The sequence below is a fragment of the Microbacterium sp. F01 genome, from assembly GCF_056156365.1.
On sequence record NZ_CM149592.1, the window covers coordinates 1311970 to 1337720 of the forward strand.

At 67.1% G+C, this 25751-nt stretch carries 28 protein-coding genes and 1 tRNA gene; 13 read left to right on the top strand and 16 right to left on the bottom strand.

Going from position 1 to position 25751, the window contains the following annotated elements; translation table 11 throughout:
* Nucleotides 1-8: 8 nt before the first annotated feature.
* Both ACVN90_RS05760 and ACVN90_RS05765 read right to left on the bottom strand, forming a co-directional pair.
* Complete coding sequence (locus ACVN90_RS05760; protein WP_475101201.1) at nt 9-272, bottom strand: hypothetical protein; 264 nt, start codon at nt 270-272, stop codon at nt 9-11.
* Between the two features lie 111 nt (nt 273-383).
* Nucleotides 384-722, bottom strand: coding sequence for a DUF7882 family protein (locus tag ACVN90_RS05765; protein WP_475101202.1), 339 nt, complete (start codon nt 720-722; stop codon nt 384-386).
* A gap of 477 nt (nt 723-1199) precedes the next feature.
* Here ACVN90_RS05765 and ACVN90_RS05770 point away from each other — a divergent pair, with 477 nt between their 5' ends.
* Complete coding sequence (locus ACVN90_RS05770; protein ID WP_475098597.1) at nt 1200-2468, top strand: IS256 family transposase; 1269 nt, start codon at nt 1200-1202, stop codon at nt 2466-2468.
* Between the two features lie 117 nt (nt 2469-2585).
* On the opposite strand, the gene ACVN90_RS05775 is transcribed toward ACVN90_RS05770, so the two are convergent.
* Nucleotides 2586-3809: an IS256 family transposase gene (locus ACVN90_RS05775; protein ID WP_475101203.1), complete on the bottom strand. Its 1224-nt coding sequence runs from the start codon at nt 3807-3809 to the stop codon at nt 2586-2588.
* Nucleotides 3810-4100: 291 nt separating this feature from the next.
* Between ACVN90_RS05775 and ACVN90_RS05780 the strand changes: the two genes are divergently transcribed.
* The 3 genes from ACVN90_RS05780 (at nt 4101) to ACVN90_RS05790 (ending at nt 6486) form a co-directional block, all read left to right on the top strand.
* On the top strand, nt 4101-4550 hold the full coding sequence (locus tag ACVN90_RS05780) for a hypothetical protein (RefSeq protein ID WP_475101204.1): 450 nt from the start codon (nt 4101-4103) through the stop codon (nt 4548-4550).
* On the top strand, nt 4547-5515 hold the full coding sequence (locus ACVN90_RS05785) for a cation diffusion facilitator family transporter (RefSeq protein ID WP_475101205.1): 969 nt from the start codon (nt 4547-4549) through the stop codon (nt 5513-5515). The genes ACVN90_RS05780 and ACVN90_RS05785 overlap by 4 nt, the downstream gene beginning before the upstream one ends.
* An 86-nt stretch (nt 5516-5601) precedes the next feature.
* Nucleotides 5602-6486, top strand: coding sequence for an SDR family oxidoreductase (locus ACVN90_RS05790; RefSeq protein ID WP_475101206.1), 885 nt, complete (start codon nt 5602-5604; stop codon nt 6484-6486).
* 72 nt (nt 6487-6558) lie between these two features.
* Here ACVN90_RS05790 and ACVN90_RS05795 read toward each other — a convergent pair whose 3' ends face one another.
* Nucleotides 6559-6900 (bottom strand): DUF7882 family protein, encoded by a 342-nt coding sequence (locus tag ACVN90_RS05795; protein WP_375871177.1) that lies wholly within the window; start codon nt 6898-6900, stop codon nt 6559-6561.
* 198 nt (nt 6901-7098) lie between these two features.
* On the opposite strand from ACVN90_RS05795, the gene ACVN90_RS05800 reads away from it, so the two are divergent.
* Nucleotides 7099-7602 carry a MarR family winged helix-turn-helix transcriptional regulator gene (locus tag ACVN90_RS05800; RefSeq protein ID WP_475101207.1) on the top strand — a complete coding sequence of 168 codons (504 nt, stop codon included), beginning with the start codon at nt 7099-7101 and terminating at the stop codon, nt 7600-7602.
* 360 nt (nt 7603-7962) lie between these two features.
* On the opposite strand, the gene ACVN90_RS05805 is transcribed toward ACVN90_RS05800, so the two are convergent.
* Nucleotides 7963-8271 (bottom strand): hypothetical protein, encoded by a 309-nt coding sequence (locus ACVN90_RS05805; RefSeq protein ID WP_475101208.1) that lies wholly within the window; start codon nt 8269-8271, stop codon nt 7963-7965.
* 206 nt (nt 8272-8477) lie between these two features.
* Between ACVN90_RS05805 and ACVN90_RS05810 the strand changes: the two genes are divergently transcribed.
* Nucleotides 8478-8663 carry a hypothetical protein gene (locus tag ACVN90_RS05810; protein ID WP_475101209.1) on the top strand — a complete coding sequence of 62 codons (186 nt, stop codon included), beginning with the start codon at nt 8478-8480 and terminating at the stop codon, nt 8661-8663.
* A gap of 2 nt (nt 8664-8665) precedes the next feature.
* The gene (locus ACVN90_RS05815; protein ID WP_475101210.1) at nt 8666-8938 is read left to right on the top strand and encodes a DUF7218 family protein; all 273 of its coding nucleotides are present in this window, start codon (nt 8666-8668) and stop codon (nt 8936-8938) included.
* A 71-nt stretch (nt 8939-9009) separates the two neighbouring features.
* On the opposite strand, the gene ACVN90_RS05820 is transcribed toward ACVN90_RS05815, so the two are convergent.
* Both ACVN90_RS05820 and ACVN90_RS05825 read right to left on the bottom strand, forming a co-directional pair.
* Nucleotides 9010-11751, bottom strand: coding sequence for an AAA family ATPase (locus tag ACVN90_RS05820; RefSeq protein WP_475101211.1), 2742 nt, complete (start codon nt 11749-11751; stop codon nt 9010-9012).
* Nucleotides 11752-12152: 401 nt separating this feature from the next.
* Nucleotides 12153-12554 (bottom strand): hypothetical protein, encoded by a 402-nt coding sequence (locus ACVN90_RS05825; RefSeq protein ID WP_375871171.1) that lies wholly within the window; start codon nt 12552-12554, stop codon nt 12153-12155.
* A 207-nt stretch (nt 12555-12761) separates the two neighbouring features.
* On the opposite strand from ACVN90_RS05825, the gene ACVN90_RS05830 reads away from it, so the two are divergent.
* On the top strand, nt 12762-14432 hold the full coding sequence (locus ACVN90_RS05830) for an alkaline phosphatase D family protein (RefSeq protein ID WP_375871170.1): 1671 nt from the start codon (nt 12762-12764) through the stop codon (nt 14430-14432).
* A 405-nt stretch (nt 14433-14837) separates the two neighbouring features.
* On the opposite strand, the gene ACVN90_RS05835 is transcribed toward ACVN90_RS05830, so the two are convergent.
* The 7 genes from ACVN90_RS05835 to ACVN90_RS05865 form a co-directional block, all read right to left on the bottom strand.
* A complete protein-coding gene (locus ACVN90_RS05835) occupies nt 14838-15245 on the bottom strand; it encodes a nuclear transport factor 2 family protein (protein ID WP_375870094.1) in 408 nt (135 codons plus the stop codon).
* Between the two features lie 290 nt (nt 15246-15535).
* The gene (locus ACVN90_RS05840; protein ID WP_375871169.1) at nt 15536-15994 is read right to left on the bottom strand and encodes an Hsp20/alpha crystallin family protein; all 459 of its coding nucleotides are present in this window, start codon (nt 15992-15994) and stop codon (nt 15536-15538) included.
* A 245-nt stretch (nt 15995-16239) separates the two neighbouring features.
* On the bottom strand, nt 16240-16440 hold the full coding sequence (locus tag ACVN90_RS05845; RefSeq protein ID WP_475101212.1) for a hypothetical protein: 201 nt from the start codon (nt 16438-16440) through the stop codon (nt 16240-16242).
* Between the two features lie 386 nt (nt 16441-16826).
* Nucleotides 16827-17078: a hypothetical protein gene (locus ACVN90_RS05850; protein ID WP_375871167.1), complete on the bottom strand. Its 252-nt coding sequence runs from the start codon at nt 17076-17078 to the stop codon at nt 16827-16829.
* Between the two features lie 453 nt (nt 17079-17531).
* Nucleotides 17532-18302, bottom strand: a complete 771-nt coding sequence (locus ACVN90_RS05855) for a nucleotidyl transferase AbiEii/AbiGii toxin family protein (protein ID WP_375872902.1) — start codon at nt 18300-18302, stop codon at nt 17532-17534.
* Nucleotides 18295-18945 carry a type IV toxin-antitoxin system AbiEi family antitoxin domain-containing protein gene (locus ACVN90_RS05860; RefSeq protein ID WP_475101214.1) on the bottom strand — a complete coding sequence of 217 codons (651 nt, stop codon included), beginning with the start codon at nt 18943-18945 and terminating at the stop codon, nt 18295-18297. The genes ACVN90_RS05855 and ACVN90_RS05860 overlap by 8 nt, the downstream gene beginning before the upstream one ends.
* 146 nt (nt 18946-19091) lie before the next feature.
* Nucleotides 19092-19316, bottom strand: coding sequence for a helix-turn-helix transcriptional regulator (locus ACVN90_RS05865; protein WP_475101215.1), 225 nt, complete (start codon nt 19314-19316; stop codon nt 19092-19094).
* A 112-nt stretch (nt 19317-19428) separates the two neighbouring features.
* Here ACVN90_RS05865 and ACVN90_RS05870 point away from each other — a divergent pair, with 112 nt between their 5' ends.
* Nucleotides 19429-20013, top strand: coding sequence for a hypothetical protein (locus ACVN90_RS05870; protein ID WP_475101216.1), 585 nt, complete (start codon nt 19429-19431; stop codon nt 20011-20013).
* Nucleotides 20014-20020: 7 nt separating this feature from the next.
* Entirely contained in the window at nt 20021-21124 is a 1104-nt protein-coding gene (locus ACVN90_RS05875; RefSeq protein ID WP_475101217.1) for a tyrosine-type recombinase/integrase, read from the top strand.
* 45 nt (nt 21125-21169) lie between these two features.
* Here ACVN90_RS05875 and ACVN90_RS05880 read toward each other — a convergent pair.
* Both ACVN90_RS05880 and ACVN90_RS05885 read right to left on the bottom strand, forming a co-directional pair.
* A tRNA-Arg gene (locus ACVN90_RS05880) sits at nt 21170-21245 on the bottom strand.
* Between the two features lie 44 nt (nt 21246-21289).
* Complete coding sequence (locus tag ACVN90_RS05885; protein ID WP_475101218.1) at nt 21290-22081, bottom strand: SGNH/GDSL hydrolase family protein; 792 nt, start codon at nt 22079-22081, stop codon at nt 21290-21292.
* A gap of 194 nt (nt 22082-22275) precedes the next feature.
* Between ACVN90_RS05885 and ACVN90_RS05890 the strand changes: the two genes are divergently transcribed.
* From ACVN90_RS05890 to ACVN90_RS05900, 3 genes are read left to right on the top strand one after another with little or no spacing between them, the layout of a single operon-like run.
* Nucleotides 22276-23130, top strand: a complete 855-nt coding sequence (locus tag ACVN90_RS05890; protein WP_475101219.1) for a transglutaminase-like domain-containing protein — start codon at nt 22276-22278, stop codon at nt 23128-23130.
* A gap of 46 nt (nt 23131-23176) precedes the next feature.
* Nucleotides 23177-24844, top strand: coding sequence for an arginine--tRNA ligase (locus tag ACVN90_RS05895; RefSeq protein WP_475101220.1), 1668 nt, complete (start codon nt 23177-23179; stop codon nt 24842-24844).
* 2 nt (nt 24845-24846) lie between these two features.
* On the top strand, nt 24847-25665 hold the full coding sequence (locus tag ACVN90_RS05900) for an LmeA family phospholipid-binding protein (protein ID WP_475101221.1): 819 nt from the start codon (nt 24847-24849) through the stop codon (nt 25663-25665).
* The last annotated feature ends 86 nt before the right edge of the window (nt 25666-25751 follow it).

Sequence of the window (25751 nt, forward strand, 5' to 3'; positions counted from 1 at the left end):
AGCATCCGTCATCCGGCAACCGGCGGCCCGCCCTCCGACCAGATCTCGTCGGGGGCGCGCGGCGGCGACTCGTCGGGGATGGGCACGATCGCCAGCGGAACCCCCGGCGTCACGAGCAGGTGAGCCGTGCGCATCATGCCCTCGCCGTCGTTCACCTCGAGCCAGTGCACGCCACCGGCGAGACCGGACTCGACCTCCTGGCGCAGGTCTTCCAGGCGACGCCCGCCCACGCTGTAGTGGTCTCCGCCGTAGTAGATGTCGATCCTTTTCATCGCCACTCCCGTCGTCGTCTGCCCCATCCCAGCCCTGTCGACCGTGTCAGGCCCATCGGCTTGACAACCGCACGGCATCGGTCTAGCGCGGTGGCGGATCCGGCCATGCTGCTACTCGGCGACTTCGTGCTCCTCATGGTCGTGCGAGACCGGCATCGCCGGCTCAGGCACCAGGTACAGCCCGGTCGATGAGTTCGCCGTGTACGCGAGCGCGTCGATCCAGGCGGGGTTCAGCTGAGGCTTGCGGCTGCCGTAGAACTTGTAGACGAGGGAACACCGCGGGTGCACCCAGATGGTGGTGCGTCCATCGCCGATGCTGGCGTCGTCGCGCCACGTGAAGTGGAACGGCTCGCCCCGCCGCAGCTTCGTGCCGATCACGAGCTGCAGGTGAGCGAGTGTCCGGTCGTCGAAGTCGACCTTGATGGTCCCTTCGTAGATCAGCTTGCCCATCGTGGGCCTCCGTGAGGAGATGCCGGCGAAACCCAGCGCTGGGGGCGCAAGAGGGGGGTCGTCGATCAGCTCCACCTCTGATGATCCTCCGCGCGGGACCGGTCACCTAGGTCTTGACAGGATCCGGTGCGGATGCGAGGGCGGGTTGCCGGTTCTGCAGTGTCCGGTTCCGGTCGGGGGAGCCGCGCTGCACAGAAAAGCAGAAGGACCGCGGGCCTTGATGACCCACGATCCCTCTTACCAGTGGTGGTGCCCCCGACAGGAATCGAACCTGCGACCTTTGGTACCGGAAACCTCATTCGGGCCGCGTGAGCCGCATCCCGCTCGCCGAAAACCGCGGAATTCCGGGCATTTTGGACCTGGGGTGCGTCTCATAGCGTGGTGTCACTTCCCACGGGGTCCTCGTCGTCGTTGACGTAGGAGGGCCATCGTGGGAGACCAGTTGTTTCCGCCAAGAAGCAAAGAAGTGATCCCACGATGACCCAGAACCAGTCTGCCTTGACGACCCTGATTGCCGAAGTCCTCGCCGAGCCGGAGCTCGCTCATTCGGACGTGTTCCGCCGGATGCTGCAGGCCGGCTTGCAGGACCTGATCGACGCGGAAGCGACGGTGAAGATCGGCGCGGCGCCGCACGAACGCACCCCGGAGCGCACCACTCGGCGGAACGGCACCCGCCCCAAGACGCTCGCGACCCCGGCCGGGGAGGTGGACTTGGCGATCCCGAAGCTGCGGGAGGGATCGTTCTTCCCGTCGTTGCTGCACCCGCGCCGCCGGGTCGACAAGGCGCTCTACGCCGTGATCTGCCAGGCCTGGATCGACGGGGTGAGCACTCGCAAGGTCGACCAGCTGATCCGGGCGCTGGGCAACGACACCGGTATCAGCCGGTCGACGGTGTCGCGGATCTGCAGTGAGATCGACGAGGCCGTGCAGGAGTTCCTGCACCGCCGGATCGACCACACGTGGTTCCCCTACCTCTTCCTGGACGCCACCTACCTCGACGTCCGCCACCGCGGCCGGGTCGTCTCCCAAGCCCTCGTCGTCGCCACCGGCGTCAGCGGCGAGGGCCGCCGGGAGATCCTCGGGATGGCGCTGGGAGACGCGGAGACCACCGACTTCTGGACCGAGTTCCTCCGCAGCCTCCGCGACCGGGGACTGAAGGTCGCCACCGACGCCGACCCGCTCGGGGTCGCCCTGGTCACCAGCGACGCGCACGCCGGCCTGAAAGCAGCGGTGAAGGCGATCCTGCCCGGAGCTGGCTGGCAGAGATGCCGAGTCCATTTCGCCCGCAACGTCACCCAGAAGATCGGATCCGCGCGCTCCAAGCCGGTCAACGCGCTGATCACCACGATCTTCGCGCAGACCACGCCGGAGGCCGTGCTCGCCCAGTACCAGGCCGTCACCGACAGCCTCCGCGGGTCGTTCCCCGAGATCGCCGCCATGCTCGAAACCGCCGAGCCAGACCTCACCGGTTTCGCCTCGACCCCTCGAGAGCACTGGCAGAAGGTCTGGTCCAACAATCCGATCGAACGGCTCAACCGCGAGATCAAACGCCGCGCCGACGTCGTCCAGATCTTCCCCGACCGCGACTCCGTGACCCGCCTCATCGGCGCTGTTCTGCAGGAGCAGCACGAGGAGTGGCAATACGGCGAACGCCGCTACTTCTCCGACATCTCAATGCGCAAGCTCATCCACTCCCTGCACGAACACACCGAGCCCGCCCGCACCGAGCTGTACCTCACCGCCTGACCATCACCCACCATCGGCAACAACAGAAGTGACACCACGCCACGGGACTTGACCCGGACGGGTGACGTCCCGCTTGTTGGTGGAGTTTCTCGACACCGTGCGGGTCAGCTGTTCTGATTATGCCGCGGTGAGTTCCGGGATGCTCACCTCCTCGCTGTCGGCGAGGAGCAGGGCCATGGAGTGCTCGCTGAAGTAGCGGCGGTCGGCGCCGTCCCATTCGTCATGCTGCTCGATGAGGACGTGCCCGGCGAGGCGCAGCAGGGCGGCCGGGTTGGGGAACGTGCCGACGACGTCGGTGCGGCGTTTGATCTCCTTGTTGACGCGCTCCAGCGGGTTCGTGGACCAGATCTGACGCCAGTGCTGGAACGGGAACTGGCAGAACGCGAGCAGGTCGTCCTGGGCGTCCTCGAGCATGTCCGCGACCTTCGGGTGCGACCGGCTCAGCATGCGGACGACCTCGTGGAACTGGGTGAATACGTGCTCGGTATCGGGTTGCGCGAAGATCGTGCGGATGATCGACGCGACCATCGGGCCGGCCGCCTTCGGAACCGCGGTGAGCACATTCCTCATGAAATGGACCCGGCATCTTTGCCAACTGGCGCCTTGGAACACGGTGTCGACCGCGGCGATCAGGCCGGTGTGCGCGTCGGAGATCACGAGCTTCACCCCGCCGAGCCCTCGGGCCTTCAACGAGCGGAGGAACGTGGTCCAGAATGGCTGCGATTCGGTCTCGCCGACCTCGAAGCCGAGCACTTCCCTGCGCCCGTCCGCGGCGACCCCGATAGCGATGACCACGGCCTGCGACACCACCCGCCGGCCGACGCGGGCTTTGCAGTAGGTCGCGTCGAGGAACACATACGGGTAGGTGGTGTCCGCCAGCGGCCGGTCCCGGAACGCGGCGACGTCCTCGTCCAGGTTCGCGCAGATCCGCGACACCTCCGACTTCGAGATCCCGGTGTCCACGCCCAGCGCCTTCACGAGATCGTCGACCTTGCGCGTCGAGACGCCGTGGACATAGGCCTCCATCACGACCGCGAACAGTGCTTGATCGACCCGGCGGCGTCGTTCCAGCAGCGACGGGAAGAAACTGCCGGTCCGCAGCTTCGGGATCCGCAACTCCAGATCCCCGGCCGTGGTGCTGATGGTCTTCGGGCGGGTGCCGTTGCGGACCGCGACCCGGTCGACGCTGCGTTCGTAGGGGGCGGCGCCGATGAACGCGGCCGCTTCCGCGTCGATCAGCTCCTGGTAGAGGGCTTCGGTCGCGACCCGGATCCGGTCGCTGACGTCGGTGAGTTTCAGTTCCCCGAGGAGCTCGAGGAGGGCAGACTGGTCAAGAGCCATCGTGCGTTGTGTCCTTCTGTGAGTAGCTTTAGCCGGTTCTCACTGACCATCGCACGATGGCTCACCAACGTCTACGACGCCGGCAACCCGGTCAGAATCCCCACCACTCCACGGGACGTCACCTCCGGACGCGCGCCGTGGGGTGAGTTTGTCAAGGGGTGGCGGCGCTGATGGCGTGAGCGCATCGTTGGCTCGGAGGTGCAGATGATCACGCCGTCGTGCCGCGACGCCTCGCCCGCGATCGCGCCCTATGCTCGCGCCGGCGCGACGCCCCCGCGATGGTCCGCAACGTTGGTCGCCATCGCGATCGTCGGTTCGCTGACCGGATGCGGTGTGACGATCCCATCCGATCCGGACGGCACGCTCGCCGGCGTCGTGAACTCCAGGCACCTCCGGGTGGGGGCCTCTCCCGCTGGCTCGGCGCTGGCCATCGACGACGGTGAGGTCGAGGGGCCGCTCGCTGGTCTCGTCGAGGAGTTCGCCGACACATACGACGCGGAGGTGAAGTGGACGATCGGCAGCGAGGAGATGCTCGTCGGAGGGCTCGAAGCCGGGGATCTCGACCTCGTCGTGGGCGACATGACCGATGCAACGCCCTGGGCCGATCGGGTGTCAGTCACCCGGGGCTATACACGGCTGCCCGGTCTGGAGGGTCGCAAGACGGTCATGCTCGTCCCGCTGGGTGAGAACGGCATACAGGCAGCGCTGGAGACCTTTCTTGACAAGGAGGTGGGCGGTTGAAGTCGCTCGGCCGCACCGACCTCCCGGCGAAGCAGCAGAAGGCGATCCGCAGCGCGATCCGGTGGGAGGTGTTCACGATCGGGTACACGATCGTGACGATCGGCGTGATCGCGTCGGTGCTGGGCGGCTCACAGGCGATGAGGACGGCGTGGATCGAAGACATGCTCTCGCTGATCCCGCAGATCTCGTTTCTGCTCGCCCTGCTCTTCATCCGCCGCCCGCCGACGCGCGCATTCCCGTTCGGCCTGCATCGCACCATGGGGGTCGGGCACCTCGTCGCGGGTGTCGCTCTGCTCGCCGTGGGCGGCACGCTCGCTGTGGAGGCGATCGGTGGCCTGATCCGCCAGGAGCATCCCGCCATCGGCACCGTGGTCGTGTTCGGGCAGACGGTGTGGCTGGGCTGGTTCATGATCGCGGTGATGTCGCTGATCGTGATCGGCCCGTTCTTCTACGGCCACGCCAAGGCGAAGCTCGCCCCCGTCCTGCATAACAAGGTGCTGTACGCGGATGCCGACATGGCCAAGGCCGATTGGACCACCACCCTCGCGTCGATCGTCGGGGTCGCCGGGATCGGGCTCGGCATCTGGTGGCTCGACGGCGCGGCGGCGCTGTTCATTTCGCTGGGCATCATGTGGGACGGTTTCCGCAACGCCCGTGCCGCCACGCTCGACCTCATCGACCAGCGTGCGCGCACGCACGACGACAAGCACCCGCATCCCCTCATCGACCGCATCGTGGCAGACCTCGAGCAGGAGCCGTGGATCGACCGAGCGGCGGTGCGGATGCGCGACATGGGGCAGGTGTTCCACGTCGAGGCGTTCGTCGTCCCTCGCCGGCACAAGATCGCCGTCGAAGACGTCGAGCGGGCGCGCGAGATGGTCTCCGAGCTGGACTGGAAGATGCAGGACGTTTCCATCGTCATCACGCCGTCACTGCCCGAAGAGGCCATCGGCCGAGGAGGGTGAGCGGGGCGGGCTGCGTGTCAACCCCATCCCGGCGGATGCGATGCCCCCGTACGGTCGAGCCGAACGTTTCCTGACAGGAGAGCACGATGATCGAGCCGCCGACCGACCCGCGCACGCTGCACCACGAGGACGGCTTCCCCGAGCAGGAGCAGGAGCAGCCTGGTCTCATCGGCCACACTGTTCCGACCCCCGATCACGGCGAGGATTCGTATCGCGGCAGCGGCCGGCTGACTGATCGTCGGGCGCTGATCACCGGGGGTGATTCGGGAATCGGGCGTGCCGTCGCGATCGCGTTCGCACGGGAAGGTGCGGACGTCGCGATCGCTCACCTGTCTGAAGAGCAGACGGATGCCGATGCCACCGTGGAACTCGTGACCGCTGCCGGCCGCCGCGGGGTGTCCCTGCCCGGCGACATCCGGGACGAGGGTTTCGCCAGTGCGCTCGTGGACGCCACCGTCAGCGCGTTCGGTGGTCTTGACATCCTCGTCCTGAACGCCGCCTACCAGAAGGACCGCGACGGTCTCCAGAACCTGGAGACCGGCGAGATGGATCGAGTGTTCCGCACCAATCTCTACGCGATGATGTTCACCGCCCGCGCGGCGATCCCGCACCTGAACCCTGGCGCATCGATCATCGTCACCTCCTCCATCCAGGCGTTCAATCCCTCACCGGGACTCATCGACTACGCGATGACGAAGGCCGCGCAGGTCGCGTTCGTCCAGGCACTCGCGGAGGACCTGGGTCCGAGCGGCGTTCGCGTCAACGCCGTCGCACCCGGCCCGATCTGGACCCCGCTGATCCCCGCCACCGGCTGGGATGCCGAACGGCTCGCGACCTTCGGGCAGGACACCCCGCTCGGGCGTGCCGGACAGCCTGCGGAGCTGGCGGGCGCCTATGTCTATCTCGCGTCGGACGACGCTTCATTCGTCTCCGGCGCGGTCCTGCCGGTGACCGGAGGCAAGGGGCTGTAGCAGTCCGGCGTGCGCCGCGCGAAGGTCCGGTGCGTCGAACACTGACGATCGACGGTGCCTTATCTCGCGCGATCAGGCCGCCGCTGGGCGCAGCTCGGGTGGCCGGCCCAGTTGATCGCAGTCGGGGCTGTTCACGATCAGTCCCGCGTTGCTGTTGGCTGCCACCGCGAGCGTGTTCAGGTACTCGCGGTCGAGTGGGACGGGCTCGGCGGACTCGAAGGTGAAGAGAAGGGGGATGGCGGGTTGGATCCACAGCGTGGTTCGTGCTGGGCCGGAGCCCTGCGGATGCTGCCAAGTGAACGTGAAGCTTTCTCCTCGTCGCAACTTGGTGGTGATGACGATCTTCACGTGGGCGAGAACATCGTCGGGGATGGTCAGCGTGTCGAGGCCGTTGCCGTAGTGGAGGGTTCCCACGAGTAGTCCTTTCCGAAGATGCCTACAGAACAGATACTCCACTATCACAGATGCTGTCAATCCCGAACCGTGTGTATCTCGGCGAGTGTGACATATCTTGTGCTTCACATGGCGGACTGCTAGTTTCGTCCCGCATCTGCCACGCGTCGCGAGCGGCACCAATGCCGCGTTCGGGACGCCAGATTCAGGGGAGTGCGAATGCCCAAGACGGTCGTGCGTCACGAAGGCGAGCATCTGTACGCCGATCAACCGGCAACACCCGCCGGGCAGCAGCTGAGTGATGCCATCCTGCGGCTGCGCACCGCCGAACGCATTCAGGCGGAGCGGGCGCTTCGGGCCTCCGGGCTCTCCAATGTCGACATGACGGCGTTGCGATATCTGGTGCAGGGTGACCGTGATGATCGCGACCTCAGCCCGAAGGACCTCATCGTGATGCTGGATTCCTCCAGCGCCACGGTGACGAACGTGATCGAACGCCTCGTCCGACGGTCCTATCTGGTTCGTGTGCAACACCCGACCGACCGGCGGGCGCACTACCTGAAACCGACCGCGCAGGCGATCGCCCTGGTCGACGATTCGTTCGCCGCACACCACTCGACGATCGTCCACGTGATCGACGGGCTCTCGGCATCCGACCAGAAGACCGCGGCACGCGTAATCCGCGACATCTCCGACGCGCTGGACGAACTCGCACAGAGCTGAGGCGGCAGGCAAGCGCAAACGCTCGCACGCCCGCCTCAAACCCGCCCGCGGTGCCCGTGGATTTGCTTGACGCCGGCATTACCCTCGTGACCAGCGGTGTCCGCGGACCCGACGCCGAGAATAGGCACCGGCCTGGAGCTGTCTCGGATGGGCGACAGTCCAGAGCGACGGCGCAACGCTACTCCGCCTTACCGGGTCGTCTGAAGCCGTGCTCGCCCACCCTGTCGACGAAAGCGTCACTGTCCTCATCCAACTCGCGACCCACGTCACGATTCAATGAACCGCGGCCTATGCGAGCGGACCACGATCACGGCCGCCCCCGCGCTGCGCCGCTTCTCTGCCGCCTGTCCGTGATGCCGATCATCCCCATCCGTGGTGCCTGACGCGGGCCGGGCTGAGGTGGGGAATCGGGATCGGCTTCGAACGGGTGGACGATGCCTCCACGTGTCGAAGCTGCTGCGCGGCGCGCAGCACCTCCTCCTGGGATGCATGAACGCTGGGGCGAACGCCGAGCCCCAACCAGATCGCCTCGTAGCCGCCGGTGTCGAGTCGTTCGACATAGGCCACCAGGCGCGCCGCATCACCCTCGTCGACCGCGGTGTCGCACAGCCGCCAGGCGGCATCCCCGAGCGTTTCGAACACCAGACTCCGTTGATCTGCCGTGATCATCTGAACCTCCGAACCAACGATGCGCCCACTCCCGTCACTGCGGTCCCCCCTTGACAAACGCCGCAGGCGCACTCCGCAGGTCCTGTCTTCGCGTTACCGCCCGTCCATGGTGTCGTCAACCCCATCGGCCGTGCAGGCGGTGCGCCTTACCGTCGTGACCGAAACCCGTCGGCATCCGACCGACAACCTCACAGAAGGGATGCGAAATGTCCAACCAGAACCCGATCCTGCCCGTGGACGGCGACGACGACAGCGACGACGACTCCGTCACGGAGGCCGATGCCACTCGTGAACTGGGCGGCGAGCGAGTGCTCGATCCCGACGCCAACGACGATCTGATCGACAGCGCCGAGGCTGACCGGCTCGCTGCTGAGGACCCCGAGGGGCGCTGATCATGCCCCGTGGCCAAGACTCCCGTCTCAAAGACCCGGAACTCTACGAGGAGTTGCGCCGAGACGGAGCATCGAAGGAGAAAGCTGCCCGGATCTCCAACGCCGCCGCCGGCACCCAGTCCGGCCGCTCCCGCGTCGGCCGCAAAGGTGGCGAAGCCGGCAGCTACGACGACTGGACAGTTCCCGAACTGCGCAAGCGCGCCAAGGAGCTCGGGCTGTCCGGCTACTCCAGGAAGCGCAAGAAGGACCTCATCCAATCCCTCCGTAACCACTGACGGCAACCTCCTTCCCGGGCGACCACGGCATCGGGCTCGTCGCCGCTGGCACGGCGTCCGCCGGCGTGGTTTCAGAGTGAAGTTCCTGACAAGCTCGGGTGGCCGGAAACGTACCCCTGCGGTCGAGCTGCCTGGTCTCGCGCAGTTCGTTGCAGCTCCGCCTCGACAGCGCGAAGAGAATCGTTGACGGTGACCTCCGTGGCTCCGCGGAGCATCGTGCCTGCGAGGTGCTCGCGCGCGGCGGCATCCGTTCTCCCCAGGGCGATCGCCTCGTTGTGGTGGCGTCCGCGCGTCAGCCCGACATACAGACCGGCCGCGTCGACGTCGGGACCGACGACTGCGGCATCGGTGGTCTCGCCTTGGATTCCGTGCACCGTGGATGCGTAGGCGAGCATGACGTGGTCGAGGGCGTAGTCGCGGGTGATGCGGCGGCGTTCGCCGCTGTCGGTGGGGGAGACCAGGTCGATGGTGTCGGGGTCGATGCGCGTGATGATCCATTGCGCACGGTTCTCGACGCCGGTCCGCGGATCGTTGCGTCGCGTCTGCACCGCATCGCCGGCGAGAAGCCGTTGTTCGTCTCGCCCCCAAGCGAGGACTGTGGAGCTCATCTCGCCGGCCGCGACGCGTCGCTCCTGGATCTGCGCGTTGATTGCATCGGCCTCGATGTTGGATCCACACACCAGGGCCACTCGTCGGCCGTGAGCGGTTTCGTCGAAGTAGGCGCTGACCATGGCGGCTCGCGCTTCCTCAATGTTGTCCACGCGTCGCACATGACCGCGGGCCGAGAGATCGGCGGCGATCCGGAGCGCGTGATCGTGGTCGCGCGGGTCGCGCAGCTGCAGCGTCAGTGCCGCGTACTCGGCGTCGTGAAAGCGGTGCACCGTATGCATCTCGATTGCTGCCGAGGCATGGCGGATCGCTGATGCCATGGCTCCGGCGTGCCCGACGGGGAGGGCCTGATGCGTGTCGCCGACCATGGCCATTCCGGCGCCGGTTTCCAGCGCGACTTCGGTGAGAGCGTCTGCGGTCTGCAGGTCCACCATCCCGGCTTCGTCGACGACGATGCGGTCGCGTGCGTCGAGAGGGAACCGTTGCGGCCCACGGTAGGTCTGCCCGGTCGTGGGGTCGATGTCGCCCGGCGCGAGTCGTTGCCAGACCTGAGCGCCGGTCTGATCCCGCGACCACCTGTACCCGTGGTCGTGCAGCAGCGCGTGGAGACTCGACGATGCCGCGCCGGTCTCCCGCCCAGCCACGGAGGCCGCCTTGCGGGTCGGAGCGACCACGAGCATGCGGCGCCGCTGCCGAATGAGCGCAGCGTGGGCCGCGCGCAGCATCGTGGTCTTGCCGGCACCGGCTGGTCCGGTCACCGCGACCAGTCCATGCGTCCCGGCGATCGCGCACGCCGCCGCTGACTGCGCCGCGTCCAGCTTCTTCAGGTCGTCAACGGATGCCGCCCCGCGCCGCAGCTCATCGGGGAGGAGTGACCGGCCGGGCACGGCGATGGCGTCGAAGCGGCGGCCGACGCGTATCTTCAGCCGCATGGTGTCGGTCGCCATGAACGCCTTGATGTGGCCCGGTATGTCGGGCTCGGACGAGAGCCTGACGTAGAGCGAGCGTGCTCGCGCGGCGATGGTCTCGACGATGTCCTCGAGTGCCTCACGCTCCGCCACGACTCCGGTGCCGGCGAGTGCGCGGATCGCGCCGGCGCGCAGATCGAATTGACTGAATCGACCGCTCGACGCGCGCGACCGGTCATCGGCCTCCACAACCGCAGCGTGTGCCAACAGGTCGAGATCGAGGTCCTCGGCGCGTACTTGCGGCGGCTGGCAGTGCTCGCGTTCCTCGGTGAGGGTGGGGTCGATCGCGGCCAGCTCGTCGCGGACCGCCGCCTCCCACGTCAGTTCATCCAGGAGCGCAGGCTTGTTCGGGCGTGACATCGCCCACGCTCGGCGATCGATCTGCTGCAGCACCTCGACGCTCGGGCGTGCGCCACCGTGTGCGCGCGTCCACTCTGCGATCAGCTGAACGCGGTTGGCTTCGATCTGCGCCGACCGGCGGGAGAACGGGGCGACGGCGCGGGAGAGTTCGGCAATCTCGCCGTCCTCGCCGATCGTGTATCCGTGCCGGGCGAGCGCGGCGATCCACTGTGGGTCGGTGCGCGCCGCCAGCTCGCCTTCCGCGTTGACGACCGTGTGGAATTTCATCGCGACGCGTGAGTCGACGTTCGACCATCTTCCGTCCTCGCCCCGGACTTTGATGTTCAGCCAGAGGTGTCGGTGGATGTGCGGGTCGAGCGCGCGCGAGCGGCGGTGCTGCAGTTCGACCACCTCGAGTTGAGCGATCGACTCACGGATGCTGCCGCCATGACCACGCCGAGCGTTCAACTCGCGCTGCCATAGTGTGATGACCCGGTCTCGGATACGGTCCTGCAACGCCTCGAACTCGGCTGCCAACTCCGGATGCAGCATCGCGGCGATGCTGTACGACTTCGGGTGGTTCAGCGTCCCGTCCAGCAGCAGGTCCGAGTCAGAGCGCAACAACGTCTTGCCGCGCTCTTCGCCGGTGACCGGGTCATGTCCGCTTAGCCATACCCGCAACGCGCCAGCCGAGAGTTCGTCGGATCGGATCGCTCCATGCTCGACAAGGAAGCGCGTCACCGAACTGTCAGCGATGCCGCCGTACTCCTCGAGCGCATCAACGCCGGGGGAGCGGACGAGGTGTGCGTCGCAGACGCCCTCCAGTGCGTAGCCGACGGCATGTCGGATCCCGCGGGACTCCACTCCCCGCTTCCACCGCTCGAGTCCTCCTCGCATGGCGCCAACGGTACGCCTCTTCTTGCCTAATCGCTATCGATTTACACATTGGTGCCTGCGTGCATTGCGGCTTCTCTCTCTCGTCTTGCCTCTGTCGTTGGTCTTCGCTCTTGGCTCTTGGCTCTTGGCTCTTGGCTCTTGGCTCTTGGCTCTTGGCTCTTGGTCGTCTCTGAGTTCTGGTCGTCTGTTGGTCGGTCGGAGCTCGTCCGGCTGGGGCGCGGCGCCGCCATCGCGCATTTCATCGGCGTGGCTATCCGAACAGCAACCGCCTGCCGGCCAGCAGGCAGAAGCGGGCACCGGTCGCACACGGTTGGCCAGCGGCATCCGCCTGGGCGGCGACCGGCATTCGAGCCGTGAGCCAAGCGACGCGATGCCGGCGAGGGCCGCGCCGCGATCGCCTGTCACGGGATGTAGGTGTTGTTGTTGATTCCCAGTTGGAACAGCTCGCCGCCCCAGAGGATCTGCGCGACGATGATCCCGATCCCGGAGGCAACGATCACCGCGACGATCGCCAAGGCGATGCCGCGCTTGCCATAGGCCCACCATCCCACCACCAGCAGCAGAATGAGTCCGATGAGGTGGGCAAGGATGAGCGGCACGCCTCCGATGACCTCCGCGAAACCTGCCATCGTCGTGTCGGCGGATAGCGCCTTGGGCTGTTCTGTCTGCGCCTCGAATTGAGCGAATCCGTACCATGCCCACGCGACGGCCGATGCGATGACGCCAAGTGACGCGAGGAGCCAGAAGGCCGCCCGCGTGCTCGTCGAGCTGTGATCGGACTTCGCCGTTGCAGGGGCAGTCACACGGGCAGCCTACTCACGACATGCTTGGCAGAATCGCCTGCTCGCGGACCCCGGTGCAGTCGGGAGGTATGCGATCCTGCGAACGCCGGTTCGCGGCGGAATCGCGGGTGTTGGTCCGACGGGCACCTCGGTTCTTGGGCGGCCCTTCTCGCGCGGGCGCGGTGGGCATCTGTGGCCGCTGTGGTGTAATCCGGGTAGAACGGGTTCATGGGATCCCCGCTGGTGTTGGGGCCGATGCTGCGCTACGTCGATGAGACGTCGGCCAGCATCTGGGTGGAGACGCGAGCCCAGTGCGTGGTGACCGTCCGTGCTGAGGGACGATCGTGGCAGGCTCGCAGCTTCGCGGTGCACGGCCACCATTACGCGCTCGTTGAAGTTGACCGGCTCGAGCCCGGCAGCGTCTCTCCGTACCGGGTGGAGATCGACGGGGTCTCGGTCTGGCCGGAGCCGGGCTCGGAGTTTCCGGCGTCCGTGATCGCCACGCGTACGCCCGGGCAACGGCCGCGGATCGCCTACGGATCGTGCCGTACCAGCGTCCCGCACGACCGGTCAGGCAACCGAACTCATGGCGTCGACTCGCTGCGCGCCTTTGCGCTCGCGGTCGCCGACGGCCGCGTGGACCGACCGGACCTGCTGCTCTTCCTCGGCGACCAGGTGTACGCCGACTCCACCACGAAGCAGATGCAGGCGTTCATCCGCAGCCGCCGCGACATCCATGAGGAACCGGGCAAGGAGCTCAAAGACTTCGAAGAATACGCCCACCTGTACCAGCTGGCATGGTCGGACGATGCGAATCGGTGGCTGCTCTCCTGCGTGCCGAGCGCGATGATCTTCGATGACCACGACATCCGCGATGACTGGAACGCCTCGCTCGATTGGAAGCGGAAGATGGAAGCCACCACCTGGTGGCACGAGCGCATCGTCGCCGGCTTGGCGTCGTACTGGATATACCAGCACCTCGGCAACTTGTCTCCTCGGGAACGTGCCACTGACGAGATGTGGCAGCAGGTCACTGGGCGCCACGACGTCGCTCCTCCCGACCTCGGTGGCGCACTCGACGCGTTCGCGGACCGCTGCGACAAGGACCCGAACAGCTACCGCTGGAGCTATTCCCGAGACTTCGATGGCACCCGTCTGATCGTCCTGGATTCCCGCGTCGCGAGAGATCTCACTCCTTCGGCTCGGGGACTGCTCAACGGCGAGGAGCTCACGTGGTTCGACCGCCAGATGCAGGGCGGATTCCGCCACGTTCTGATCGCCACCTCGCTCCCGTTCCTTCTGCCGCTGGGCCTGCACCATGTCGAGGCATGGGATGAGGCGATCGCGCAAGGCGCTTGGGGTCGACCGGCCGCGTGGGTCGGGGAACGGCTGCGGCAGGCCTTCGACCTGGAACACTGGGCGGCGTTCCAGAACAGCTTCCAGGCGGTCGCCGGCATTGCGACGGAGTTGGCGGACGGCGCCCGCGGGCCGTCGCCGCTGACGGTGACGTTCCTGTCCGGTGACGTGCACTTCTCGTACTTGGCCGAGGTCGCGCGGCAGAACGGCAGCCGCATCGTGCAGGCCGTCTGCTCACCGATGCGGAACCCCCTTCCCCGCTTTCTGCGTTGGTTCTCCGTGGTGATGTCGTACGGCGCAGCGACCCCGCTGGGCGCCGCCGCCGCGCATTCTGCGAAAGTCCCTGACCCATCCTTTCGCTGGAAGACCGTGAAGGGTCCGTGGTTCGACAACAACATCGCGGTTCTGCAGGACGGACCTGACGGGTTCACCATGACGTGGCACACCGGTGTGGTCGAGGACGCAGACGAACGGCATCCTCGTCTAGAAGTGGTGGCATCAATCACGGTGCCGGCGAGGGGAGACTCCAAAGTGGCGTCGTGAGCGACTACGTATCCTGCCGAGTAATCCGCACACGTCGGTTGATCGAGTTCGCTGTCTTTCAGGCGGCGTCGCCGAGGTCATCTCCTGGGAGTGGGGGCGCGGTGGGGTTTGCGATCGGCACTGCGCCGTCTTCGTGCTTATTCTCGCCACGCGCAACGCCACCTGGCCGTACGTGCTCGGCCCGTGCTTCAGATCGCCGGAGCGGCGGCCGGAGCGTCTCTGGGTGGATGGTTCGTGGCGAACATCGCCACGGCGGTGAAGCGTCGGTCCTCCGTGCGGGCGTGATCCCTGTCCGTGCGGTGATCGAATCAGTACCATTCGGGCGGTCGATTGGGATCCGTTCGTGCGCAAGAGATCCGCGCGGGCTGGAACGTGAGGTCCAACGCTTCGCACCGCGCGACCGGATCAGGGGTGGGGCGGACGGAAGACACGCTCGACCACGGCATCGATGCCGACCTCATCGGGGTCGATCGATTCGACGTACAGTCGCGCCGACGCAATCAGTCCGTCACGGATGATCGCGACGATCACACCGCACGCTGCATACGGCTGGCCATCAGTATGGTGGCCGCTCCAAGCCAGTTCCCCCCACTCCATGTCGTCGAGCCGACAGAAGGAGAGCAGCTCGGCGTGGAAATCGGGGATGCCAGCGAACACGCCGGTCCAGTTCGAGAACACTTGTGCGCGTCCGACGAACTCCCGCCCCGGATGGGCAGGCTGCTCACTTCGATAGTCGAGGGCGAAGAAGGACGCGAAGCGCTCAGCGTCGTGGTCGTTCTGCGCTTGTGTGAGACGTTGGAGGACGGTGTCCATGGCGCACCCTCGCATCACGGTGTTCAAAGGGTTCCGGCGACAGAGGCCTGTGGCCGCGGCAAGCATTCCACCCCGCAGACGGGCACACAATCCCCCGTCACCGACCCTTGCCGAGCGTGCTGGAGGATCGGGTCTGGTGGAGTCGATCTGGCGTGGTCTGATGTCTACGCGAGCAGCCCCATGAGGATCCTGTGGTTGCAGTTACGGCCGCGATAGACGGTGCGAGGTGGCGTCTACTCGGACGGCGACCGCGTCACCCCGCGCGAGGGCGGGGTGACGCGGTCGTCGCGTTACTGCTCTAGCGGTTGTGGTTCGTCGGCGGTGTGCTCCTGTGCCCGGATGACAGGACGGCCGCCTTCGGATGCCACGTCGATTTTGCGGGGCCTGGCTTTCTCGCTGACCGGGATGGTGACGCTCAGTACGCCGTTGTCGTAGCTCGCGGTGATGCGCTCGGTGTCTACTCCCTGCCCCAGGTTGAGCTGACGAAGGAAGCTGGCGGCTTCACGCTCGCGGGTGATCCACTTGACTCCTTCGCCGCTGGACAGCGTCCGTTCGGCGCGGATCGTCAGCAGTTGGCCGTCCACATCGATGTCGACGGAACCCGGATCCACCCCGGGCAGGTCGGCGCTGAGGACGTAGTGGTCGCCGGAACGGTAGAGGTCCATCGGCATGCGGCGCGGGCCGCGGCGCGTGTCCATCAGTGTTGCCGCCAGGCGGTCGAGGTCGCGGAACGGGTCGTAGGTTGCCATGAGTTTCTCCTCTCAGAATCAAGAGTTGAGCCAACTCGACTCAACTAATCGTAGATTAGCACTCACGAAGGTGGAGTGCCAGATTTCTGCGTCCTGGGGCGGCCGCCGCTGAGCGACACGCCCATCACGACGACAGCGTCGAGCAGCTCGGGTCGCTCGCTTTCCCGAGAGCCGCACTCCGCTGGGACCGCCCTGCTCCCGGGGTGGTCGCCGCGCTCTTCTCCGTCGACGGGCAGCCTGACGCCTCAGGCGGAGACGCGCTCTCGAATGGGCGGCAGATGCGGGATGGGCACAGGGCGCCGTGCGGCTGGCCGTGGTGGGCGACTGACCTTGTCGATGACGGCGTTGAGGACTTCCGACGGTGCCATCCAGTGCTCCGCGAGCCCGAGGTCGCGCAGCCACACGACGTCGTACTCGAGATCATCGACCTCATAGACGTGCGCCACGACACGCGCCTCGTGCATCTCTGGTAGCGAGAGATCCTCGATCAGCCACTTGATAGAGGTGACCCTGCGCATCCGGAATCGAGTGGTCGGGTCGGTTGACATTGTTCGCCTCCGTTCCTGGATCAACCAGCGGAAGCCCCGTCACGTCGGCAGCACACACGTCGCCGTGCAGCTGCTCCGCAGGGAGGATCGCCGAAGATCCCCGACGTGCGGCCACGAGCACTCCCGCCGGAATGTCGTCACGTCAATGATAGAATCACGGATCGCACTCTCAAGAGCTGAGTGCCAGATGCCGGGTGCACGGCGGAGATGGAGGGCCGTGCCCGCCCTATCGGGAGGACCCTTCGGGCATCGGGTGTTCCAGCGTGCTTGTGTGCGCGTAGCGATCAAGCCGAATTGTCGGTCGATTCGTCGGCGACGGCGGCGAGCTCGAGGATCCGTGCTTCCAGCGCACGCAGGAGCGGCTCGCGTCTGGCCGTCTTCAGCACTTCGGTGATGTAGGACTGCGCGAGTCCTGTGGCAACGAGGCCGGCATAGCCGCTGTCCTCTATCTCGACCACGAGGTGACTGACGGTGTCGACATCGTCGGCGACCATCGCGCGGAGCAGTCGTGCTGCGAGCAGATCTGGGCCCTCCATGTCGGATCACTCCTTTCGTTGCGGGATTCTAGGAACCGATCCGGCAATGCTCAAGGGTGTCGACTGCACCCGCCGCACTCGTCTTTCGCCGTAAACCGCTCCCTCATGCGTGTCGCTGTGCCCGCACAGATCGGGGCCGCCGAACGAACCTCGAAGAGCGGGCACGGCACGTAGGCGGTGCCGCAAGCGTTCGTCGCAGGCGCCCAGACGCGACAGAGCCGGACCAATGAGCATGACTCCACCACAGGCAAGATGTACTCCTGGCGTCCCTCACCGCGCCCATGCCCGCAAGAGGATCCGCAAACGGGCATTGCCCGTACGAGGACCGCCTTGCGCGCCGCCGCTCATTGGCGACAGCGTCTGCGCACGCGGCCTGGTGCGCGCAGGCCGTCGTCGACGAGGAGACGCGTGACGAAGGCCGCCATGATCTTCGACCTCGACTGACCGTCGTCGTCATGACGAGAGCGCTGTGATCGCTTCCATCACGACGATCGCTGCGTGCTCTGGCGTCGTCGTGATGACGCACTGATGTGCGAGCGACGCCTCCCAGTCACGCTCGCTTGGCACTTCGGTGAAGGAGATTCTCGAGAGGGTCGTGTGTTGGCCGTAGCGGCAATAGAGCGCCGCGGCAGCCTCGTTGATCCAGCCCCTCTCGGCCAGAGCCCATAAGTCGTACAGGTCGCGTGGTTCGTGCCGGCCTTCCCAGGCGGTGAGCTTGGACGCGACGAACGCCGGCGGAGTGAGCACCTGGAGTCTCGCGGGCGGGGCGTCGCTGTACCGCTGTTCGAGGTCGACGAGCTGCCGCGGCCACGGCGGGTACCCCTCCGAGGTCAGCAGCTGCACGCGGATGCGCGTGCCCTTGACCTCAAGGATCGACGGCTGCGAGTGCGGCGCTTCACCGAGGGGCGGGATGAACGCCACAGCGCCCAGGGTGCGCCGGAACCGGCGCTGGATCTCCGCCTGGATCCGAGCGCCAACTTCACGCCGGTTGCCGAGCGCGATCAGGTCGATGTCCTCAGACAGCCGCAGCCCCGGCAGCAGCGTTCGAGAGAGCGCCGTCCCTCCGAAGAAGACGACGTCGCCCTGCGCGGCCGTTGCGATCGCGGCCAGCCCATGCGAGATGACGTGGTCGCGGACGACCTGCCGCGCGCCGACGCCGAACTGCTCCTCGACCGCGCGGCGCTCCTGCGGGTCGAGAACGCCGGGGATCGTCCGGTCAGGCAACGAAGCGTCCATTCCTGAGGTCGCGGACCATGTCTCGCACGGCGTCGTTAGCCCGGCCGTGCCACTCGCAGATCTCTGCTAGATCATCGCCGCTTACCTGCCCGCGGAAATTCCGCGCGGCATCACGAGCCGCATCCGGCAGCTTGCCCTGGTTCGGCCTCATGAGTAGGTCGTACATCGTCTGACGCGGCGTGGTGACCAGGCCCTCGCCGAGCTCGGTGTCCTCGAGCTGCGCCTCCACGCGGTCGAGGTCGCGAGGGATCATGTGCACGGTGCCTCCGCCGTCGAGCCTCACCGGCTGTCGGAGTTCGGGCACCGCAACCGTCGTGACCGCGATCGCGCGTGGGATCGCCGTCCAGTGGCGCGCAGCGCCGATGCCCATGAGGATAGCGTTGCGCTCTCCGAACCGAGCGGTTGCGACCGCCAGGCCAGCCGCCTCGATTGTCGGCTTCCAGGTGCGACCGTCCTCACCGGCCGGCGGCACCGTGTATACGCCCTTGGCGATCCGGGCGACCGCTCCCTGCTCGGCGAGCCGGTCGAGGGCGCGCCAGATGTTGCTGCCGAGTTCCTCGAGGTCCGCATAGCGCGCCGTACGCAGCGGAGCGCGTTCCATTCTGCGGAGCAGTTCGACGTCGGTCAGCATTCCATCACCTACTTTGTTTATCCCAGTATACGCGGGCGGTATACCTGGATAAAGTAAGTCACCAAGTTGTCGGTGCAAAGATCATCGGCTGCGACCGCTACGCCGTGCGGCGGCGCGCACCTGCGTACCGCGTCAACGCGGCCTGCTCAATCCCTGTCGACGGTCGCGGCGGAGGCGGCAAGCCATTCCTCTAGCTCGTCGAGTGCGTAGACGACCTTGCGGCCGAGCTTGTAGTACTTCGGGCCTTTGTGCTCGTAGCGCCACATCGCGAGCGTGCCCTTCGTCACGCCCGGCAGAAGCGCCGCAACCTGGTCTGGGCTCAGCAGCTCGTGGCTGAGCTTGGCTGAGCCGTCGCTGGCAAGAGTCGTCATGATTCACCTCATTTGCGTATTAGATAACAAGATTGACACAAGTACACCGCTAAGCGAGACTGCTCGTCAAGAGGTTCTGTGAAATACCGGAGTGGACAGGCAAACTGGGCAGGTGAAGGTTCAAGTGACGACTCCCGAGGGCGAACCGATGACCGTGGATGCCGCAACAGAGCCTGTCGGCTCAAGCTTGCGGATCGCGCCAGCGTTCGCCGCGGTGGCGGTCGACGAGGAGACCGGTATCGAGACGGGCCTTGAAGCGCATTACGTGCGCGACCGGGGACGCTACGTCGTCACCACGATCGTCAATCGCGCGGTGCGGAACGACTTCGATGATGAGGCGCTTCGTCGCTCTGCGCCGTCTCCGATCCTTCAGGCTGCGATCCCGCGTTGCATCGCCATCGACATCTTCGGCGAAGGTCAATGGACGACCGTCGCGGATCTCAGCTCGGTAGAGGGGCGTCTCATTTCGCGGCCGATTGCCGCAGCGGTCGTGAAGCGTGGTGCGACGGAAGCGCGGATGGACGTGATCGAGATCATCTACGGCGCCTCCGCGCTTGCCGGACTTCCGCCCGTCAAGGCTGTGCAGCGGGAACTCGACGTTCCACACCGCACGGCATCGGACTGGATCATGAAGGCCCGCAAGGCCGGTCGGCTCGAGGGTATGAACTACGCGGTCGGCCGGCAGGCGGAGGTGTGACACCGCCATGGGCAGTGTCCACCCGTACGAGACCGCGGCCGGCGCCAAGCGCTACCGCATCGCATATCGTCGTCCGGACCACTCACAGACCTCGGAGCGAGGGTTCAAGACCAAGCGGGACGCCGAGTTGCGGCTCGCGGAGCTGGAACTCTCCAAGTCTCGCGGTGAATACGTCAACCCGACGCACGCTCGCGTCACGATCCGCGACCTCGGTCGTGAGTGGCTGCAGCAGAGGGAAGGCGTGCTGAAGCCATCGTCGGTGAGACCGTTGCAGTCGGCGTGGAAGAAGCACGTCGAGCCGCAATGGGGGAGTAGGACGCTCGCCAGCATCCGGCACTCGGAAGTGCAGGCCTGGGTGTCCAGCATCGCCGGGGGCTCCACGACAGTTCGTCGAGCGCATGGAATCCTCGCCGGCATCCTCGACGCGGCCGTGAGCGACCGGCGAATAGGCCGGAACGTCGCGCGCGATGTGAAGCTGCCATCGAAGTCGCGAGCCGCCGCTCGGCACTATCTGGCTCATCAGCAGGTGCAACTGCTCGCCGACAAGGCCCGACACTCGACCCTGGTGCTCTTCCTCGCGTACACGGGTCTGCGATGGGGTGAGGCGACCGCGCTGCGCGTCCGCCATCTCGATCCGGCTCGGCGCCGGGTGAAGGTCGAAGAGAACGCTGTGCTCGTCTCGTTCGAGGTGCACGTGGGCACGCCGAAGACGCACCGGTCGCGGTCCGTCCCATATCCCGAGTTTCTGGCGGCGCCACTTGACGCAGTAGCCGCCGGCAAAGCGTCCGAGGAGCTGCTGTTCGGCGACGGGCATCGGCACGTCAAGCTGCCGGCCTCGCGGAATGGTTGGTTCACGCAAGCCGTACGCGCAGCGCAGGCCGAGGACCCGACGTTCCCCCGCATCACGCCGCACGATCTCCGTCATACCGCTGCGTCGCTTGCCGTCAGCAGCGGTGCACACGTCAAAGCGGTGCAGCGGATGCTCGGACACGCGTCCGCTGCAATGACACTCGACGTATACACGGACCTCTTCGACGACGATCTGGATGCCGTTGCGACCGCCCTGGATCGCGCCAAGCGCGCCACAGATGTTGTCAAAGTGTTGTCATGAGAAAGGGATCGAGAGTCCTGATGACTCTCGATCCCTTGTCCCGACTGGTGCCCCCGACAGGAATCGAACCTGCGACCTTTGGTACCGGAAACCAACGCTCTATCCCCTGAGCTACGGAGGCGTGCCGATCGAGACTACCATCCGGGCGCCGGTGGCCCCGCCACCTCAGGGAGTCGGGGGAGTGTCGTCGAGGGGTGCGTCGGCGACGATCGCCGGCTGCTGCTCCATGCGCTCGATCGCCGTCGCGACGCGGTCGGCGAGGTAGGCGTGGCCGTCGGTGGAAGGGTGGTCGCGGCCGATGGGGCCCGTGTCGATGACGTCGAGGTAGTTGGCGTCGGTGATCCAGCCCTCCGTGATGGGAGAGATGTACCACCAGCCGCGCGCGCCGGCGAGCTCGCTGAGGTCGGCGTCGATCTCTCGCGTCGCGTCCTCCACGGGCAGCACCTGCGGCGACGGGCCGAGGATCACGATCTCGGCGTCGGGATAGCGGGCCGCGAGGGCATCCCACGCGGCGGTGACAGCATCCCGATATCCGGCCGGATAGAGCTTGCGGTCGTTGATCGACCCCTCGACGATGATGAGGTCGGGCTCGAGCGCCGGGTCCAGCGCGTCGATGCGCTCGCCGTAGGCGGGTCCGTCGAGGCCCGGCTTGAGGTAGCCGCTGCCGCGCACGCCGTCCACGACGGTCTCGACGCCGAGCTCGTCGGCGAGCAGATACGCGAAGCCCAGGGTCGGCACGGTCGCCGCCGAGCCGTAGACCCAGGAGTCCCCGAAGACGAGCACGCGCGCACCCTCTTCCAGCACGAGAGGAGCGGGAGGGACGGATGCTGCGACCGCAGCGTCGCCCTCGGCCACGGCCACAGGAACCACCGGTTCGGGCGCGCCCCACGGACGAAGGACCGCCACCACGCACACCGCGGCGACGGCGAGCGCGGCGCCCGCGAGGGGGAGCCACATCCGCCGTCCTCGGGTGCGGCCGGGCGCGTGCATAGAGAGAGGGTAAGTCATGCACGGGCGAGGTCGTTCCATGGGCCGTGAACTGGGGAAAACCGGGGCCTGATCCTGAGGGTTGGAACCGCTTGCAGAACACTCGCAGGAAGACCTTGTCAAGCCCGCACTTCCACCTCCTCGCGGCATGCGAGGATACTTCGGTGCAACGCGTCGTGACCGCTGAGATGGACCTCGAATTGGGGGCATCCGTCGACCTCATCTTCCAGATCGCAGCCGCTCAGGCGGTGCCGATCTCGAGTGAGCAGCTGACGTTCACGCAGGGCGATCGCGTGTACACGCCGACCGAGATCGTCGACCAGTCCGGTAGCCGTCTGCACCGCCTCACGGGCGAGCCCGGACACCTCGAGATCCGCTACGAGGCGACCGTCGACGGGCAGGCCGCGAGCAATCGCACGAGCGACCTCGAGGCCATCACATACCTCCGCCCCAGTCGCTACGCGCAGTCCGACGAAGTGTTCCAGCAGGCCCGTCGCCAGTTCAAGGGGCTTTCGGGGCACGACCTCATCGCGGCCGTGTCCGAATTCGTCTCGACGAGCACCACGTACACCCCGGGCCTCAGCCAGGGCACCGACAGCGCGGTCACGACCCTGATGACCGGCCAGGGCGTGTGCCGTGACTACGCGCACGTCGTCATCGCGCTGCTGCGAGCGATGGACATGCCCGCCCGCTACGCCGCCTGCTTCGCGCCGGGCCTGCGCCCGATGGACTTCCACGCCGTGGCCGAGGCCTACCTCGACGGCGCGTGGTACGTCATCGACGCGACGCGCCTCGCGAACCGCAACTCGCTCGTGCGCATCGCGACGGGTCGCGACGCCGCCGACTGCGCGTTCCTCAGCTACCACGGCGGCTACGTGGGGCTGAAGCGCCTGCGCGTCGACGCGTGGGTCGTTCCCGAGGCCGCGACCCTCGACGGCCTCGACACCCTGCCCGAGGTGCTGCCCGAGGCATCGGATCCCGCCGCCGACGACTTCGGTGCCCTGGTGCAGATCTCCTGACCCCGGTCAGGGGCGCAGCAGGCGGCGCCCGTAGACTTGACGGGCTATGAACCCCGAAGCCCTCTCCGCCGCCCTGCTCGCCGTCGTCGCCCCGCTCGCGGAGGCGCGACGACCCGGTGCGGCTGAGGGTCTCACCGTCGCCGACCTGCCCCTCGAGCGGCCCAAGAACCGCGACCACGGCGACTGGGCCTCGAACGCGGCGCTCAAGCTCGCGAAGGCCGTCGGCGCGAACCCCCGCGAGTTCGCCGCCGACATCGCGGCCGGCCTCGCCCAGGTCGACGGCGTCGCCGAGGTCGAGGTCGCCGGACCCGGCTTCATCAACATCCGATTGGATGCTGCGGCCGCCGGCGCGCTGGCGAAGACCATCGTCGACGCGGGGGCGGCGTTCGGGACGAACGAGTCCCAGCGCGGCAACACGATCAACCTCGAGTTCGTCAGCGCGAACCCGACGGGTCCGATGCACATCGGCCACACCCGTTGGGCGGCGCTCGGCGACTCGATGGCGCGCCTGCTGCTGGCCAGTGGCGCGACCCTCGTGCGCGAGTTCTACGTCAACGACGCCGGCGCGCAGATGGACCGGTTCGGCCGTTCGGTTCTCGCCGCTGTCAAGGGCGAGCCCACCCCCGAGGACGGCTACCCGGGTTCGTACATCGACGATCTCGCTCAGCGCGTGGTCTCGGCGGTGCCAGAGCTGCTGTCGCTCCCCGAGGACGAGCAGCTGCGGATCGCACGCGACCGGGCCTACGAGCTGCAGCTCGGCGACCTGCAGTCGTCGCTCGAGAAGTTCAACGTGCACTTCGACGTCTTCTTCAGCGAGCGCACGCTCCACGCGAAGGGGTCGGGCGGCGAGCCGAGCCTCGTAGACGAGGCCGTCGACCGCCTGCGCGAGCAGGGCCACGTGTTCGACGACGAGGGCGCCGTGTGGGTGCGGACCACCGACTTCGGCGACGACAAGGATCGCGTCATCCGTCGCTCCAACGGCGAGTACACCTACTTCGCCGCCGATGCCGCCTACTACCTCAACAAGGGCGACCGCGGCTTCGCGCACAAGATCTACCTCCTCGGCGCCGACCACCACGGCTACGTGCACCGTCTCAAGGCACTCGCGGGCGCGGCGGGCGACGACCCCGAGAAGGACATCGAGGTGCTCATCGGGCAGCTGGTGTCGGTCAACGGCGCACGGCTGTCGAAGCGCGCGGGCAACATCATCGAGCTGGACGACCTCCGCGACTGGATCGGCACCGACGCGCTGCGGTACTCGCTCGCGCGCTATCCTGCCGACTCGCCGCTCACGCTCGACCCCGAGATCCTGCGCAAGCGCACCAACGACAACCCCGTCTTCTACGTGCAGTACGCCCACGCGCGCACGCACAACGTCGCGCGCAATGCGCACGGCTCGGGCGTCGACCGCTCCGCGTTCGCTCCCGAGCTGCTGACGCACGAGACCGAGTCGGCGCTCCTCGGTGCGCTGCAGGAGTTCCCGCGCATCGTGGCGTTCGCGGCCGAGGTGCGCGAGCCGCACCGCGTCGCCCGCTACCTCGAGGAGCTGGCCGGGCTCTACCACCGCTGGTACGACAACTGCCGCGTGATCCCGCTCGGCGACGAGCCCGTCGAGCCGGTCCACCGCACCCGCCTGTGGCTCAACGACGCCACCGGGCAGGTGCTGCGCAACGGGCTCGATCTTCTCGGCGTCACCGCACCGGAACGGATGTAGACATGGCCAGAGGCGACACGCAGGTGACCGAACCCCTTCCCGACGGTATGGTTCCGGCGGAACCAGAGCGGTCGCGCCGCGTGTGGCCATGGATCGTGGCGTTCGCGATCGTCGCGGTGCTCGCCGTGGCCGCGTGGTTCGCGGCCGAGGCGATCGCCCGTCAGATCGTCACCGGTGTCGTCCGCGAGCAGGTGCGCACCCAGCTGTCGCTTCCGGCCGACCAGCAGATCGATGTCGAGATCCCCGGCGCTGTGATTCCGCAACTGATCTCCGGCACCGTCGGCGAGCTCACGATCGCGTCCGACGACGTGACGTTCGAAGGCGTCACGGGCGATGTCAGCGTCACCGCTCACGACGTGGCAGTGCGTGGCACCGGCGAGATGAGCGGCGCCACCGCGACGGTCTCGCTCGACGAGGCGCAGCTGCGCACGCTGCTGTCGACGGTCGAGGGCTTCCCTGCCGACACGGTGGGGCTCGCCGCCCCGGACGTGACGATGTCGATCGACCTGCAGCTGTTCGGCGTGTCCATCCCGGTGGGTGTCGCCCTGGCGCCGTCCGCGGCGGACGGCGCCATCGTCCTGACCCCCGCCGCGTTCCGCCTCGGCGAGTCCGAGGTGACCGCCGAGGCGCTGCGCAGTCAGTTCGGCGGCCTCGCCGACGTCGTGCTGCGCGACTGGAACGTCTGCATCGCGCAGTACCTGCCCTCGGGCGTGACCCTCACCGCCGTCCGGGTGACCGGCGACGTCCTGGTCGCCGACTTCGACGTCGACGGGGCCATCGCCACCGATCCCGCACTCCAGGAGAACGGCACCTGCGCCTGAGACACCGTGGGGCGTCACACGGCACGGGGCCCCGGAGCCGTGTGCCCTAGACTGCTACCACCGCCAGGCGCGTGACCCCTCCGGCC